14 protein-coding genes are annotated in these 16,089 nt (G+C 63.1%); 6 read left to right on the top strand and 8 right to left on the bottom strand.

The genetic code is table 11. From position 1 onward, the window contains the following. Positions 1–2 precede the first annotated feature (2 nt). From EPN59_RS18690 to purU, 3 genes are read left to right on the top strand one after another with little or no spacing between them, the layout of a single operon-like run. Positions 3–617 (top strand): LysE family translocator, encoded by a 615-nt coding sequence (locus EPN59_RS18690; RefSeq protein WP_293038035.1) that lies wholly within the window; start codon positions 3–5, stop codon positions 615–617. A gap of 24 nt (positions 618–641) precedes the next feature. Next, on the top strand, positions 642–1,523 hold the full coding sequence (locus EPN59_RS18695; protein ID WP_293038037.1) for an NUDIX hydrolase family protein: 882 nt from the start codon (positions 642–644) through the stop codon (positions 1,521–1,523). Between the two features lie 46 nt (positions 1,524–1,569). Further along, positions 1,570–2,439 carry a formyltetrahydrofolate deformylase gene (gene purU / locus EPN59_RS18700; RefSeq protein ID WP_293038039.1) on the top strand — a complete coding sequence of 290 codons (870 nt, stop codon included), beginning with the start codon at positions 1,570–1,572 and terminating at the stop codon, positions 2,437–2,439. A 127-nt stretch (positions 2,440–2,566) separates the two neighbouring features. Here purU and EPN59_RS18705 read toward each other — a convergent pair whose 3' ends face one another. Both EPN59_RS18705 and uvrA read right to left on the bottom strand, forming a co-directional pair. After that, the gene (locus EPN59_RS18705; protein ID WP_293038041.1) at positions 2,567–3,652 is read right to left on the bottom strand and encodes an AI-2E family transporter; all 1,086 of its coding nucleotides are present in this window, start codon (positions 3,650–3,652) and stop codon (positions 2,567–2,569) included. A gap of 108 nt (positions 3,653–3,760) precedes the next feature. After that, a complete protein-coding gene (gene uvrA, locus EPN59_RS18710; RefSeq protein ID WP_293038043.1) occupies positions 3,761–6,700 on the bottom strand; it encodes an excinuclease ABC subunit UvrA in 2,940 nt (979 codons plus the stop codon). Between the two features lie 432 nt (positions 6,701–7,132). Here uvrA and EPN59_RS18715 point away from each other — a divergent pair, with 432 nt between their 5' ends. Further along, positions 7,133–8,320 (top strand): MFS transporter, encoded by a 1,188-nt coding sequence (locus EPN59_RS18715; protein ID WP_293038045.1) that lies wholly within the window; start codon positions 7,133–7,135, stop codon positions 8,318–8,320. A 116-nt stretch (positions 8,321–8,436) separates the two neighbouring features. Here the strand turns inward: EPN59_RS18715 and EPN59_RS18720 are convergent, their stop codons facing one another. After that, a complete protein-coding gene (locus EPN59_RS18720; protein ID WP_293038047.1) occupies positions 8,437–9,672 on the bottom strand; it encodes an MFS transporter in 1,236 nt (411 codons plus the stop codon). Between the two features lie 228 nt (positions 9,673–9,900). On the opposite strand from EPN59_RS18720, the gene EPN59_RS18725 reads away from it, so the two are divergent. Further along, positions 9,901–10,260 carry a hypothetical protein gene (locus EPN59_RS18725; RefSeq protein ID WP_293038049.1) on the top strand — a complete coding sequence of 120 codons (360 nt, stop codon included), beginning with the start codon at positions 9,901–9,903 and terminating at the stop codon, positions 10,258–10,260. A gap of 150 nt (positions 10,261–10,410) precedes the next feature. Here EPN59_RS18725 and EPN59_RS18730 read toward each other — a convergent pair whose 3' ends face one another. Further along, entirely contained in the window at positions 10,411–11,235 is an 825-nt protein-coding gene (locus tag EPN59_RS18730) for a phosphatase PAP2 family protein (protein WP_293038051.1), read from the bottom strand. A 554-nt stretch (positions 11,236–11,789) separates the two neighbouring features. Here EPN59_RS18730 and EPN59_RS18735 point away from each other — a divergent pair. Continuing rightward, positions 11,790–12,305 (top strand): single-stranded DNA-binding protein, encoded by a 516-nt coding sequence (locus EPN59_RS18735; RefSeq protein ID WP_293038053.1) that lies wholly within the window; start codon positions 11,790–11,792, stop codon positions 12,303–12,305. Positions 12,306–12,471: 166 nt separating this feature from the next. On the opposite strand, the gene EPN59_RS18740 is transcribed toward EPN59_RS18735, so the two are convergent. The 4 genes from EPN59_RS18740 to EPN59_RS18755 all read right to left on the bottom strand — a co-directional run bounded on the left by EPN59_RS18740 (position 12,472) and on the right by EPN59_RS18755 (position 16,083). Then, the gene (locus tag EPN59_RS18740) at positions 12,472–12,813 is read right to left on the bottom strand and encodes an RES domain-containing protein (RefSeq protein WP_293038055.1); all 342 of its coding nucleotides are present in this window, start codon (positions 12,811–12,813) and stop codon (positions 12,472–12,474) included. Beyond that, positions 12,810–13,760 (bottom strand): hypothetical protein, encoded by a 951-nt coding sequence (locus EPN59_RS18745; protein WP_293038057.1) that lies wholly within the window; start codon positions 13,758–13,760, stop codon positions 12,810–12,812. Before EPN59_RS18745 ends, EPN59_RS18740 begins: the two co-directional genes overlap by 4 nt. 123 nt (positions 13,761–13,883) lie before the next feature. Beyond that, positions 13,884–14,690 carry a molecular chaperone gene (locus tag EPN59_RS18750; RefSeq protein ID WP_293038059.1) on the bottom strand — a complete coding sequence of 269 codons (807 nt, stop codon included), beginning with the start codon at positions 14,688–14,690 and terminating at the stop codon, positions 13,884–13,886. 10 nt (positions 14,691–14,700) lie between these two features. Continuing rightward, positions 14,701–16,083 (bottom strand): fimbrial protein, encoded by a 1,383-nt coding sequence (locus tag EPN59_RS18755; protein WP_293038061.1) that lies wholly within the window; start codon positions 16,081–16,083, stop codon positions 14,701–14,703. Positions 16,084–16,089: the final 6 nt, after the last annotated feature.

Consider the following 16,089-nt stretch of genomic DNA (forward strand, 5'->3'; position numbering starts at 1 on the left):
CCATGCCCAATTTCGCGCTGTTTCTCGCGACGTCGATCGCCATCACCTTCGCGCCCGGCCCGGACAACCTCCAGGTGCTCGCACGCGGCATCTCGCAGGGCCGTGCGGCGGGTCTCGTCGCGGCGCTCGGCTTCGCGGCCGGCGTGACGTTCCACACGACGCTCGCCGCGCTCGGCATCGCCGCGCTGCTGCGTTCGTCGCCGCTCGCGTTCCAGATCCTCAAGCTCGCGGGCGCCGCGTACCTCGTCTGGATCGGCGTGAAGGCGCTCAGGAGCCAGGGGCTTGCCGCCGCGGGCGACCGCCCGCGTCAGCCGCTCTCGACGATCTTCCGCCAGAGCGTGCTCGGCAACATGATGAACCCGAAGGTCACGCTGTTTTTCGTCGTGTTCCTGCCGCAGTTCGTCGATGCGCACGGCGCGCAGAGCGTGACGCTGCAGATGCTCGAACTCGGCGTTGCCTTCATGCTGCAGACCGTCGTCGCGTTCTCGGTCATCGGCCTGTGCGCGGGAACCATCGGCGGCTGGCTCAAGCGCCGGCCGCGCGCGAGCGTGTGGCTCGACCGGCTCGCCGGTCTCACGTTCATCGGACTCGGACTTCGTGTCGCGCTGCGCGACTGATCCGCTCCGCTGGAGCTTCTCACGATGACCTTGCCTTGCATTAGCGCCGCGCGCCGTTTCGACGTGAGCGCCCATCTGCCGTTCCGGATCGGCGCCGAGCGCGTCGGCTGGGTTCGCCGGGCCGACGCCGCGCTGCTCGCGCGCTGGCCCGACGTGTTCGTTGTGGACGGCGCACGCGTGGCGATGTCGCCGACGCTCGACAACCTGACTTCACGCAGCGCGGCGCTCGGCGCCGTGATCGGCGCGCTTGCGGCAGACGGTCGCATCCCGGGCTGGCGCGACGAAACCTACGCGATCCGCAACGCCTTCGATGCGCCGCCGCTCGCGTACATCGAACGCGCCGCGTCGCGCTTTTTCGGGACGATGACCTGGGCGGTGCATCTGAACGGCGTCGTAGAATACGCGGGTTCGCCTTCCCCCGGCGCGCCGCAGCTCTGGATCGCGCGCCGCAGCGCGACCAAGGCCACCGACCCCGGCATGCTCGACAACGTCGTCGCGGGCGGCATCGGCTGGGGCTTCGGCATCGAGGCCACGATCGTCAAGGAATGCTGGGAAGAGGCGGGCATCGCGGCCGACCTCGCGCAGCGCGCCCGCGCGGGCCGCACCGTGCACGTGCTGCAATCGCTGCCGGAAGGCACGCAGGCCGAGCAGGTCTTCGTCTACGATCTCGCGCTGCCCGAGGATTTCGTTCCGCACAATCAGGACGGTGAAGTCGGCGAGCACCGGCTGGCGCGCATCGACGAGGCCGCGTGCTGGATCGAAGAGGGCGCGATGACCGTGGATGCGAGTCTCGCGACGCTCGACTGCCTGCTGCGCCGCAACTGGATCGACGAAGACGCGTGCGAAGGCATCGCCGCGATCTTCGAGCCGCCGCCTCTGTCGCAGTCACGGTCGCAGTTACTGTAAAAGGGGCGCGGCAATTTCCCTGCAATACGAAGGAGTTACGAGGGTCATGTCGACCGATCACAGCTTTATTCTCAAACTGTCGTGCGCCGACCGGCCGGGCATCGTGCATGCCGTGTCGGGTTTTCTGTTCGAGCGCGGCGGCAATATTCTCGATTCGGCGCAGTTCGGCGACAGCCACACGGGTGAGTTCTTCATGCGCGTCCACTTCCAGCAGGTGGGCGGCGATGCGGGCCTCGAAGGGCTGCGCGCGTCATTCGCGCCGCTCGCGCAGGAATTCTGCATGCGCTGGGAACTGCACGACGCGAACGTGAAGCCGCGCGTCGTCATCATGGTTTCGAAGATCGGCCACTGCCTGAACGATCTGCTGTTCCGCTACCGCACGGGCCAGCTGCCGATCGAGATCCCGGCGATCATCTCGAACCACAAGGAGTTCTACCAGCTCGCCGCCAGCTACAACATTCCGTTCCATCATTTCCCGCTGCTCGGCGGCACGCAGGAGGCGAAGGCCGCGCAGGAAGCGCGCGTGCTGGAGGTGGTGGAAAGCGAGCGCGCCGATCTCGTGGTGCTCGCGCGCTACATGCAGATCCTCTCGCCGCAACTGTGCGACGCGCTCGCAGGCCGCGCGATCAACATTCACCACTCGTTCCTGCCGAGCTTCAAGGGCGCGAAGCCGTACTACCAGGCATTCGACCGCGGCGTGAAGCTGATCGGCGCGACCGCGCACTACGTGACGACGCACCTCGACGAAGGTCCGATCATCGAGCAGGAAGTGGAGCGCGTCGACCACAGCATGACGCCGGATCAGTTGACGGCGATTGGCCGCGACGTCGAGTGCGTGACGCTCGCGCGCGCCGTGAAGTGGCACGTCGAACATCGCATCGTGCTCAACGGCAGCAAGACGGTGGTGTTCCGCTAGGCTTCAGTGCGCTGTGCGCCCGGAAAAACCGGGCGTAAATCATTGGGCGCAAACTCGCGGGCGTAAAAGAACAGGCGTAAAAAAACCGGCTGTCCGCGAGGGCGCCGGTTTTTTGTTGCGGCCGCATTCAAACGAGCCGCAGATAAATCAGTTCCCGCTTGATATAGGCGTAGAAAATGGGCGCGGCCACGACGCCCTGGAGGCCGAACGCGGCCTCCATCACGAGCATGGCGACGAGCAGCTCCCATGCGCGCGCCTCGATCTGGCCGCCGACGATGCGCGCGTTCAGGAAGTATTCGAGCTTGTGGATCACGATCAGGAACACGAGCGCGGAGATCGCGGCGGGCAGGCTCACCGTGAGCGCGATGGCGGCGATCAGCGTGTTCGAGATCAGATTGCCGATCACGGGCAGGAGGCCAACCACGAACGTCACCACGACGAGCGTCTTCGCCAGCGGCAGCCGCGAGTGAAAGATCGGCAGGACGAGCAGCAGGAGGAGGGCCGTGAACACCGTGTTGATGGCTGAAATCTTCACCTGGGCGAAGACGATGCGGCGAAACGCGTCGGCGAAGCGCGCGACGCGCGTGACGAACGCGGTGGAAAGCGGCAGGCGCTGCGTGTTCTTCTGCGCGCTGATGGCGACGATCGCGCCGATGATCATGCCGATCAGAATGTGCCCGAAAATGCGCGCGGCATTCTTGCCGCCCTGGCCCAGCTGGTTGGCATGCTCGTGCATGAGCGCGACGGCCCTGACCTTCAACTGGTCGACGTCCACCGGCAGGTAGGCCGCGACGGCTTCCGGAATGCGGCCGCGCGCCTGGTCGACGAAGGACATCATCTGGGTCATGACCTGCTGGACGCTCGGCACGTCGTGCTCGAAGTGCTCGATGACGCCGACGATGAGCCCCGTCAAGGTGCCGACGATCACGATCGAGACGAGCACCACCGACGCCCAGCGCGCGCGCTGGCTCGACATGCGCCGCTCGATGAACGGCGCGATGGTGTGAACCAGCTGGTAGACGAGCATGCCCGCGAGGAGCGCGCCGAGCAGTCTCAGGTAGAGCACGGTCCACAAGCCGCCGATTGCAACGATGTAGCTGCCGATTTCGACGGCCGAGAGATTCGGCAGGCTCATGTCGCTCGTCAGCCGGACCGGCCGCGGCCTGAGGTCGCGCACCTGTTTTTCGTCTGTCGCTTCGCTGCGCTTGACCATGATCCGAGTATCCCGTTTCCAGATCGGCAGGAACGCTAAATTCCCCTGATTCGCTGCCTTGTTGTTGGTGCCCGCACGCGTTGCCGCGTGTTCCCCCGGGCAGCTGCCCTATTTCCCCGCCGATGTTGCCAGCGCATCGGTCTGCCGTTTGAGCAGAGGCGCGAGGTACCGTCCGGTGAAGCTCGCCTTCGATTTTACGACCTGCTCGGGCGTGCCCTGTGCGACGATCTGGCCGCCGCCCGCGCCGCCTTCGGGGCCCATGTCCACGATCCAGTCGGCGGTTTTGATGACGTCAAGATTATGCTCGATGATGACCACCGTGTTGCCCTGGTCGCGGAGCCGGTGAATCACTTCCAGCAAGAGCGCGATGTCGTGGAAATGCAGGCCCGTGGTCGGCTCGTCGAGTATATACAGCGTGCGGCCGGTGTCACGCTTGGATAGCTCGAGCGAGAGCTTCACGCGCTGCGCTTCGCCGCCCGAAAGCGTCGTGGCCGACTGGCCGAGCCGGATATAGCCGAGACCGACGTCGAGCAGCGTCTTCAGCTTGCGCGCCACGACCGGCACGGCCTTGAAGAATCCGTAGGCCTGCTCGACGGTCATGTCGAGCACCTCGCTGATGTTTTTGCCCTTGTACTGCACTTCGAGCGTTTCGCGGTTGTAGCGCTTGCCGTGGCAGACGTCGCACGGGACGTACACGTCCGGCAGAAAGTGCATTTCCACCTTGAGGACGCCGTCGCCCTGGCAGGTTTCGCAGCGTCCGCCCTTCACGTTGAACGAGAAGCGTCCCGGATCGTACCCGCGCTCCTTGGCCGCGGGCACGCCCGCGAACAGCTCGCGGATCGGCGTGAAGAGGCCCGTGTAGGTGGCCGGATTCGAGCGCGGCGTGCGGCCGATGGGCGACTGGTCGACGTTGATGACCTTGTCGAAGTGCTCCATGCCCTCGATCGCCTCGAACGGCGCCGGTTGCGCCGACGAGCCGTACAGATGCTGCGCGACCGCGTGATAGAGCGTGTCGTTGATGAGCGTGGATTTGCCCGAGCCCGAGACGCCCGTGACGCAGGTGAGCAGGCCGACGGGCAAATCGAGCGTCACGCGCTTGAGGTTGTTGCCGTGCGCTTCCACGATGCGCAGGCGGCGCTCGTCGGGCTCCTTGCGCTCGTCCGGGAATTCGATGCGGCGCGCGCCCGAGAGGTACTGGCCGGTCATCGACGCCGGGTCGCTCTCCACTTCCTCCGGCGTACCCTGGGCGATCACCATGCCGCCGTGCTCGCCCGCGCCCGGGCCCATGTCGACGACATAGTCGGCCATGCGGATCATGTCCTCGTCGTGCTCGACGACGATCACGGAATTGCCGAGGTCGCGCAGGTGCTTGAGGGTGGCGATCAGGCGGTCGTTGTCGCGCTGATGCAGCCCGATGGACGGCTCGTCGAGCACGTACATCACGCCGGTGAGGCCCGAGCCGATCTGCGAAGCGAGGCGGATGCGCTGCGCTTCGCCGCCCGAGAGCGTTTCCGCGCTGCGATCGAGCGAGAGATAGTCGAGGCCCACGTTGTTCAGGAACATCAGGCGCGCGACGATTTCCTTCACGACCTTGTCGGCGATTTCGCGCTTTGCGCCTTCGAGCCGCAGCGTCTGGAAGTAGCCGAGCGTCTCGCGCAGCGGCCAGCTGCTCACCTCGTAGATGCCGCGCGCGTCGCCGGCCGCGCCCGCGCTTGAGTCCGCGCTTGAGTCCGCATTTGAACCCGCATTTGAGCCGATCCGCACGAAACGCGCTTCGCGGCGCAGCCGCGTGCCTTCGCAGTGCGGGCAGGCCTGGTTGTTCTGGTACTTCGAGAGTTCTTCGCGCACGGCGACCGAATCGGTTTCGCGGTAGCGGCGTTCGAGGTTCGGGATGATCCCTTCGAATACGTGCGCGCGCACCGAAGTGCGGCCGCGCTCGTTGATGTACGAGAACGGAATCTCTTCCTTGCCCGAGCCGTAGAGCAGGATCTTGCGCACGTTCTCGGGCAGATCCTCGACAGCGGTGTCGATGTCGAAGTCGTAGAACGCCGCGAGGCTCTGCAGCATCTGGAAGTAGAACTGGTTGCGCCGGTCCCAGCCCTTCACCGCGCCCGCCGCGAGCGACAGCGACGGATGCGCGACCACGCGCTTCGGATCGAAGAACGTGATCTGGCCGAGGCCGTCGCATTCCGGGCACGCGCCCATCGGGTTGTTGAACGAGAAAAGACGCGGTTCCAGTTCGGGAATCGAGTACGAGCAGATCGGGCACGCGAACTTCGAGCTGAAGAGGTGCTGCTTGCCCGTGTCCATTTCGAGTGCGATGGCGCGGCCTTCGGCGAGGCGCAGCGCCGTCTCGAACGATTCGGCAAGGCGCTGCTTCGTGTCGGCGCGCACCTTGAGCCGGTCCACGACCACGTCGATGCTGTGCCGCTCGCTCTTCTTGAGCTTCGGCAGCGATTCGACTTCGTAGATCTTCGCCTCGCCCTCGTTGGCCGTGCCGCCGCCCGAGCGCACGCGAAACCGCACGAAGCCCTGGGCCTGCATGTCGTCGAAGAGTTCGGTGTGCTCGCCCTTGCGGTCGGCGACCACGGGCGCGAGGATCATCAGCCTGGTGTCTTCGGGCAGTGCGAGCGCGGCGTCCACCATCTGCGAAACGCTTTGGGCTTCGAGCGCGATTTCGTGGTCGGGGCAGTAGGGCGTTCCGACGCGCGCGAACAAAAGACGCAGGTAATCGTGGATTTCCGTGACGGTGCCGACCGTCGAGCGCGGATTGTGCGACGTCGCTTTCTGCTCGATGGAAATAGCCGGTGACAGACCCTCGATCAGATCGACGTCCGGCTTTTCCATGAGCTGCAGAAACTGGCGCGCGTAGGCCGAGAGGCTTTCCACATAACGCCGCTGGCCCTCCGCGTAAAGCGTGTCGAACGCGAGCGACGATTTGCCCGAACCCGAGAGCCCGGTGATGACAACGAGCTGGTGGCGCGGCAGGTCCAGATTGACGTTCTTCAGGTTGTGGGTTCGGGCCCCACGGATACGGATTTGTTCCATGAACCTGCAGCAGAAGGGAAGGCTAAACCTGCTACTATAACGACTTTTCCAGACCGCCGTTACGGCTTGCTGACGGTCTTTAAAGGCTCTTGAAAGGTAATGCCGCGGGTGCGGTTACCGGTACTGCAATGAGCACTGCGACGAGCATTGCAATGAGCGCTGCGGTCACTGCTTTGGTCAAACCAGGCGGGCCGTTGTTCCTGCATCGCAGATGGGGCGTTCGCGTGCTGTTGCAAGACGGCGCCGGAAGTACCGGAGGAACCAGATGCGGCACAGGCGCGGCACAAGCGCGGCACAAGCGCACGTTGCGCCGCGCGAGGATGCCGGAGCCGCAGGGGTGTCAAGCCGGGAGCCATTACGGCACTAACGAAGTCCGCGCTCGCCTGCTTCCATTTCCGCGGGCAGCGGCAGCCTAATCAAACCACCTTTCCGATGTCCAATCCGTCCGCTACTTCATCACGCATGTCCGCGCCCGAGTTGCGCGCGACCGTGTCGCTCGCTGCGATCTTCGCGCTGCGCATGCTGGGCCTCTTCATGATCATGCCGGTATTTTCGGTTTACGCGAAAACGATCCCCGGCGGCGACAACGTGCTGCTGGTCGGCATCGCGCTCGGCGCTTACGGCGTCACGCAATCGCTTCTCTACATCTTCTACGGCTGGCTCTCCGACCGGATCGGGCGCAAGCCCGTGATCGCCGCGGGGCTCGTGATCTTCGCACTCGGCAGCTTCGTCGCCGCGTTCGCGCACGACATCGACTGGATCATCGTCGGCCGGGTGATTCAGGGCATGGGCGCGGTGTCGTCCGCGGTGATCGCGTTCATCGCCGACCTCACCGCCGAAGAGCACCGCACCAAGGCCATGGCGATGGTGGGCGGCTCGATCGGCATTTCGTTCGCGGTCGCCATTGTGGGCGCACCGATCGTGTTTCACTGGGTCGGCATGAGCGGGCTTTTCACGCTGGTCGGCGTGTTCTCGATCCTCGCGGTGGGCGTCGTGCTCTGGGTGGTGCCCGATGCGCCCAAGCCCGTGCACGTGCGCGCGCCCTTCGCCGAAGTGCTGCACAACGTCGAGCTGCTGCGCCTGAACTACGGCGTGCTCGTGCTGCACGCGACGCAGACGGCGCTCTTCCTCGTCGTGCCGCGCCTGCTCGTCGATGCGGGCCTGCCGGTCTCGTCGCACTGGATGATCTATCTGCCGGTGATGGGCCTCGCATTCGTGCTGATGGTCCCGGCCATCATCGTCGCCGAAAAGCAGGGCAAGATGAAGGCGGTGCTCGTCAGCGCGATTTCGCTCATCCTGATCGGCCAGCTTCTGCTCGGCTCGCTCGCGCACACGCTGATGATCGTCGGCGCAGTGCTCTTCATCTACTTCCTCGGCTTCAATATCCTGGAGGCGTCGCAGCCGTCGCTTGTCTCGAAGCTCGCGCCGGGCGCACGCAAGGGCGCGGCCACGGGCGTGTACAACACCACGCAGTCCATCGGCCTCGCGCTCGGCGGCGTGGTCGGCGGCTGGCTCCTCAAGCACGGCGGCGCGAGCACGGTGTTCTATACGTGCTCCGGGCTCGTCCTGTCCTGGCTGATCGTCGCGGCCAACATGAAGGCGCCGCCCAAGCGCGCCTGATACCGGCACAACGGCATGAGCGCCAAGGCGCTCCGCGCGCGTGGAGACACTCGCCTTGCGCGCGCCGCTCACGGCTCGCACCCTCAACGCGTTTTTCAGCGGCCTGCCGGTCGCGATCAGCCTCCGTCGGGTCTGATGTGACGGAAAGCGGCAAGTATCGCGAGATCGTAGGCGATCTTGAGCGTGCCGCACACGATCAACGGCGCGCCGAGCCAGCCGGCTCCAAGCAGCCCGCCTGTGATCGTCGGCGCCACCGCCGCTGCGAGGCTGCGCGGCACCGCCGTAAAGCTCGCAGCGGCCGGCCGTTCGGGTGGCGTCACGACGGCCATCACGTAAGCACTCCGGGTCGGCACATCGAGTTGCGACAGCGCACTGCGCACCAGCAACAAGGCCAGAGTCGGCGGTAGCGTTGGCGTGAAGGCGGCCGCGATCAGACATACGCTCGATGGAATGTGGGTGAACACCATGGTGTTGAGCAGGCCAATCCTGCGAGCAATGGGCGCAGCGGCCAGTTGCGAACCCGCGCCCAGCAGCCCGGACCAGAAAAAGAACTGTCCCGCGGCGGCAAGCGAAAGACCAAAGCGCTGAATCAGCCACAGCGTGAGCAGCGAGTTGACGAGCAGGCCTCCCGCGAACGCGTCGACGCTGAAAAGGAGCGCAAGACGTGTGACGATCCCGCGCGACGGCCCAAGTGGCGTGTGGAGCGTCGCCGCGTGCGCCTCGCGTTTCGGCAAACGCAGATACAGCAGAAATACAACGACGCCTGTTAATGCGTAGACGATGAACATCGAGCGCATGGTGAAGCGCGCGGAAACGACGGTATGCGCGGCGAACCAGTCCGGGAGTCCGGTGAGGAGCGCGCCGAGTGCCGCCGACAGCCCGCCAACGAGGCTGTAGCGGGCGAAGAGCGCGGTTCGGGCGTCGCCCTGCGCGAATTCGGCGAGGCGTGCGTGCTCGAGTGGCAGAAACAGGCTGACATCACCTGAACCCGGGTTGAGCGTGCCGACAAACGCCACCACGAGCAGCGGCCACAGCGACGACAGGAATCCAAACGCCAGGCCGGTTGCCGCCATCAGGGCGGCGGCGAAGAGCAACAGCGCGCGCTGCGGGCAACGGCCGCCCATCAAGCCGACAACGACAGTCGCAACGGCCGAGCCCAACAATGTCGCGGTGCCGATCAGGCCTACCGTGAGCTTCCCGAAACCGAGCGACAGCAGATACGCCGGCAGCAGCACGGCGACGAACCCGTCGCAGATCCCGCGCAGACTCCGCGCAGCGAGCAGCAGCAGCGCACGCCGGTCCACGCCCGCTGGCGGGAGCAGGTTTGAAACGGGATTCCTGGCAGGTGACATCGCAGTACCGGAGGTTTCGCCTCGACATTACGCCATGCGCGCGCATCCGTCCGCCGTGCGGCAGAGCGTAGCGCGCGGGGAACGGAATAGGACCCCGGATCAATCGTTTAACTGTTACGCGCGTCGCGCAGTGTCGATCTTTGGCACGACTTCGCGCCACGTTTGCGATCTTCGCGTCGTTCCGTCGTGCGGTGACGCTGCCGCCGCATCTATGCAAGGATGGAAATCATGACCAGAACCCTGTTGTGCATCATTGCTTGCGCCCTGCCGATTGTGTCGGTTGCGGAGACTCCAAAGATTTCGAACGGAAGGGTCGTCGACGACGATGGAATGACGCTCTACACGTTCGACAAGGACACGGTGCCGGGCAAGAGCGCCTGCGTTGGCGCCTGTACCGCCACGTGGTCCGCAGCCGTCGCGGATTCATACGACAAGGCGAGCGGCGACTGGGGGCTCATCGCTGCCAGTAACGGAAAGCATCAATGGACCTACAAGGGCCACCCCCTGTATCGCTTTGCGCAGGACAAACAGGCCGGTCAAATGAACGGCGACGGATTCAAGGGCATGTGGCACACCGTGAAACCCTGAAGGCCTTCCGGTGATGTTCCCGTCGTGCCTGCTCCGAGGCATAAGGCTGGCGTCGCGCGGTCAGATGAGGTGATGCGCAATGACCGTGCGCGCCAGCGCATGAAAGCATGCATGCCTGAAGTCGATATTCGTCCCTGATTCCGTCGTCAGCTACATGGCGTAGCGCCCAAAATCAACAGCGTGGGACAGGGCGATGTGAATCACAGCGGCGGCCAGAAAAGTCACGAGGGCAGACACCCACAGCACGGAGGAACCTTGCCTGTCTCGATCCCGCAGATGATGGGCGACCGATAAAAACGTAATCCAGGCCATGCCGAGACTGAGACCCGCGATGATGTCGGAAAACCAGTGAACACCAAGGTATAGACGGGAAAAGGAAATCAGCGCTATGACCCAACCGATTGTCATGGCAATCCTGAACTGCACCTCCCTCCGATGTCCGCGACACACGAGGTAGGTGAGGAAACCATAGACCACGATGCTCAACGTCGCGTGGCTGCTGGGGAAGGAAAAACGCTCAATGCCTTCGTAGATCGACACGGGCCGGGACCGCTGAACAGCGAACTTGAGCAACTTGACCGAAGCTTCAGCCGCTGCGAGCGCAACGATCCAGTAGCCGGCCGACCGCCATTCGCGCCGAAACAGGAGCACGGCGAGCACGGCCAGGGACACGGGAATCGTGACGGCCGCATCGCCAAGCTCCGAAACGGCCACCATCACGTGATCGAACAGCGGAACGCGAAGCACCTGCAGCCCGTCATGAAGCATCCGGTCGACGGTGACCAAAGGGTCGCCGCTGACGACGTCTTCAAGAATACCGAGAAACAGCCACATGCCTCCCAGGATGAGAATGACGGCCGCCACAAACTTCGCGAAGCCGATACGGTGAAGTACAAATCTCCAACCCTGTGAATTGCCGTCCCCGGTTCCGGATTCCCTATGGGAGGACCGTCGCAACAACTTGCTGAGACGCATGCTTAGTCGCTCCCTGGCGAACCTTTAATTTGGCAAAGGCAGCGTTCCATAACTCATCTCCCCCGAAATTGAAGGTGAAACTCTGTTCATTGTTGGGTACAAGGCGCACGCAGTCGTTCCGGCGGACTTGAGTGTAGCCCACGACGACCGTATGCGAGACGAACGAATAGCGCTGATGGCGCACCTGGCGAGCCGTTGCTGCCTGCTGCGCAGGGTGGGCAACGATCCCCGGCCCAAGGCCAGGCTTGACCGCGTCGCCCTATCCATAATGGCCATCGTTCGAATGCTCGATGGGGCAACCCGCGGCGCTCGGTTACAATTTCGGGCAAATCGAACTCCTTCGCAGAAGGCGTTCGGGATGCCAGGCCAGTTGCGACGGGTTCAAATATGTGGGGCCGTGTTGCGACGGGTGTGGATCTGATTTGGAATGTCCTGTTGGACGTACGCTGGCAGAGCGCGGGCTTTGACAGGAAAATGTCCCCAGGCTCTATTTTTGACAAATAGCTTGTCCCTTAGACAAAAGAAACTGTCCTTGGGCACAACAGGAGAATTTCATGGCATCCGTGAACAAGGTCATTCTCGTCGGCAACCTCGGGGCCGATCCGGAAGTGCGCTATCTGCCGAGCGGCGATGCGGTGGCGAACATTCGCCTTGCGACGACCGACCGTTACAAGGACAAAGCCTCGGGCGAATTCAAGGAAATGACCGAATGGCACCGCGTGTCGTTCTTTGGCCGCCTGGCCGAAATCGTGTCGGAGTACCTGAAGAAAGGCTCGTCGGTGTATATCGAGGGTCGTATCCGCACGCGCAAGTGGCAGGCGCAGGACGGCACCGACCGTTACTCGACGGAAATCGTTGCGGACCAGATGCAGATGCTGGGTGGCCGCAGCGGCGGTGCGTCGATGGGCGGCGATGACGGCGGCTACAGCCGCGAGCCGGCCGAGCAGCCGCGTGGCGGTGGCCGTGCGGCCGGTGGCGGCGCGCCGCGTGCGAGCGGCGGTGGTGGCGGTCGTTCGAATGCGCCGGCTGGCGGCGGTTTTGATGAGATGGATGACGATATTCCGTTCTGACGTTTCGCGTCATCGAAAACGGTAAAGTTCAACCCCGCCTTTGTGCGGGGTTTTTCTTTTTATATCTGGGATTCAGGCCGTTTTCTAATTAGCAATATTAACCCGAGGCGTACCGCGGTCGAAGCCGGGCTGCGTGTCGAGCACGGCGATTTCTGTATCAGGTTTCCTAAGTACGCCAGCGCGTGCCATCAGAAACGGCAATGCCGATATCGTATCGGTCCAGAAAGCTCGCGAGTTGCGGGTGCTGGAGAAGCGTTTCAGCCAGACAGGCGTCGAACGAGGGCGAGGCGTACAGCACGCCATATTCGTCGTTCGGCGCATCGAAGCGGAACGTCGTCGACGAACTGGAGCGGCGGTTGTAGAAGATCGGGCCATAGCTTCGACGGTGCACCCGGTACAGGTTCGTCGCGGCCAGGTTCAGCTCAAAAACCGGCAACTGCGCTCGGCCGAAATTGGCTGGCGGCAGCGGTGCGTCGAGGGTCGACGGCGAGGTTGGGCCTGCCGTCATTGTGCCCCTTGCTCGCCAGCGATCTCGGATTCGGCCAGATCAATTACGGGTTTGAGGTCGGCTGCGCTGTCAACGATGACGTCCGATGGGGCGCGGCTGTTGAGCAATGCCCGTTTGCCCAGCATGAACGAGTGAATGACCCAGCAGTTGGAGGACGCGTCGACGAACGGTTTAAGGGCGTCTTTCAGGCGCTCGGGTTCGGCGTCGAACTGCCACTTCGGGTAGCGAAAACCGCGCATTTTCCCCGGCGGCAGTAGCGCGTAGACCTCGCCTGCCTGCCGTTGCTCGTTGATCTTCCGCTCGTTGCGACCCGCATAGTCGCGCGCATCAAGCAACGTGAGGTTGTCCGGGTGCTCGTAAAGTTCGAGCGCGTGATGCCGACCGCGCGCACGTGCAGCGGCAAGGGGATCGGTGGGCGCTACTTGTTCGCGAGGCTTGGCGGCGAGCGCGGGCATCGCCTTGAAAATGGCGGCAGGCGGCTCACCTGATGCGACCTTGGCAAAGAGAACCGAGAGATGCGCCACACGGCCCTCAATCGTATCCGGGAGGTGTTCCGCCGTCCGCTTTGCGAGATCGAGAAAGTCCCGAGGGCTTACGATCGGTGGCGCCTTTTTGCTGCCTCGGGCGTGGATGTCCGGGTGGCTGATGACCTTGAACCCTGCGATGCGCGTCAGTTCCTTCTTGCTCAACGCGGTGGGCAGGCAATACCGGCCCAGGCGGTCAGGCTCACCCAGGGAAAGGTTCGTCACCTCTATCGTCTCATCGGTAGATTTCCAGACCGGCCCTTTTTCCTTGGCAGCAAAGTAGTCGTGCCGCGTCACCCCTTCTGGCGAGGGCAGATGGACAACCGCTTCGGTTTCGGTATCCGAATAAGGGCCTCGGGCGTATGTGACATCACCCAGAAGCGGATCGAAGACGGGGGCGGAGAGGGGAGGGATCTTGGCCATGGGCAAATGCTAGTTCATGACGTTCATGACTTCAAGAGCGGCAATCCGGTGCAATATCATCCTAACCACGTCACGATGCAGACCCAAACCGCGAAACGCCTCACGCCGCTACGCAAACACCCCTCAGTCATTGACAGCCACGCTCCGCTCCCCCTCCACCGAATTACCATCGTCATCGATCAAGGCGAACTTAACCTTCGCGAGCTCGCCAGCCTTCACCCGAAGCCTGTCCAAACGAACCGACGAATCGGAAAACGGCGCGAGCATGTCGACAGTTGCCGGTTGCGATGTGTCGCCCACCGAAACATCCAGCATGCTGATCGTCGCGTAATAGGGCGTCGGGTTTTGCACCAAAAGCACGAGACCGGAGTCCCCACCTGTCGCCGAGAACGTCAGCCGCTTCGGCAACTCGGTCGCCGGATACGGAAGCTTGTCAACGGGACGCACGAACACTTTGAACTGAGTGCGCATCGTGATCGTCACGGTCTGCGCGTCGCTGAACCTGTTTTTCGACGTCGATGGAATTTCGTGCAGACTCAGCCAGAACAGCGACTCTCGATCGGTCGGCAACGGCGCGCCCGAATTGATCAACCGCAGGCTTTTCCGCTCGTGGGCATCCATCCGGAAGATCGGCGGCAGTGCGATGACGGGTGAAGTCGATTCCTGTGGCGTCGTATCGAGTCGCCCGTCGTCGACCCACGCCTGAACCAGCACCGGATACGTGTTGATGTTGACAAGTCGAGCCGATACTTCGGTGGCGCCCGCAGGCATCACAATGCGCGATATCGTCGGCGTCACGCCGGCGATAGCCTGCATTGCACCGGCCGACGCCGCGTACATGGCCACGCAGAGCGACGCGCGAATCGCATGGCTGGCCACGTACTGCGCGAACCCTCTTCTGCCGGGGGCAGGCGTATGGCGTTTAGACATTGACATCACATCACTGGATCGAGATGACGACTTCCGCTGTCGCGTTGTATTTTCCGGGGGTGACAGGATATCTCCTGGGATTAAACGCCTCGAAGGTCGCATTGATTGTGCGCGTGTAGTATTTCCAGTCGTTGTCCCAGCCGTTTTCCGTTGCATCGTCGAGCACCGGCTCCCAGCCGTCCGCGGCGCCGCCCATCGTGATGTAACGGTTGGTGAGGAAATACATCGGCCTGTTGTTCGGCCGGGACAGCGTGACGCCAACGCCCTTTGCCACATTCTTGGTGCCGTAGCCGTCAGACAGCAGATAAGTGACGGCGCTTCCGCTTCCAGTCACAAGTGCCAGTGGTCGCGCGTTCGCCGCGTTCTCCGGCCGAGCCATGATGCCCATTGCGGTTTGCTTGTCAGCCGTTCCGCTATGCCATGTGTAGAATTTGTTTTCGCACTGGATATCGATCGTGATCGGCACCGTGATCTTATCGCCGCGCATGAGATCCTCCACCGACTTCGGTTGAAAACGGATCACCGGCGTCGTATTGCGCACGGCACAGGTCGTCGTTCCGGTGTGCGTTTTGAGGTTCAGCTTTGGGTTAATCGAGCCAGGCCACATTTCATAAAAGCCCGACCATTCGTTGTTGTGATCGGCGTTATCCCTTAGCCCCGGGCTGATGATGTTCCCGCCAGCAGCGCCGCCCTTGAACGCGACGTAGGCGATCGGCTGCTGCCACCAGTCATTGGTTACTGAACCGCAGGTTTTGCATTGAAAAAGATCGACCGTGTACCGGCTGAAATTCTTCACTTTCACGAGAAACCAACCCTGCTCATCTGTATCCACGCCGAGCATCCGCCGGCTCTTCCAGTAGCGCGTCACCAACTCACCGGTGTCCACGTTGGTTACGCGCGATACGACGTCGTTCTGAGGGAACCGGTAGGTACCGGGGATGCCGGAGAGCTCATGAACGTCCACGTGGCCGGCCATGGGGCTGTCGCCGTTTGTCGAGTAGTATTCGAACATCTCGCCGGCTGAATCGGGAGAACACCGAAACAATACCTGTTCGTTTTTGTAGCTACCGACGCCGGGGGCGCCCATATCGTGGAGCGATGCGGTGGCGCTTCCGAGCAAGCTGCCGTGCGTGGAGAAATTCGTTATCTGGATCGTCATGGGATACGCGCCTTTACCGGCCGAGTCAAGCGCTCCCGTCCAGGGTTCGGCGATGAGGCCGGGTTGCGTATACCACGACGAGTTCTTGTCGGTCGTTTTGCCATTGATCCTGAAGCAACCCTTCGCCTTCGACTGAGCCAGGACAGAACCCGGCACGAGCATCATTGCCAGAAGCGCTAGCGTTGCCACGCAGGCAGCTTGCCGCGCGCGCAGTGTTTTCGATCCGGTTTTCATCTCTAG

This window comes from Paraburkholderia sp. (assembly GCF_004298475.1).
Taxonomy (GTDB): Bacteria; Pseudomonadota; Gammaproteobacteria; order Burkholderiales; family Burkholderiaceae; genus Paraburkholderia; species Paraburkholderia denitrificans.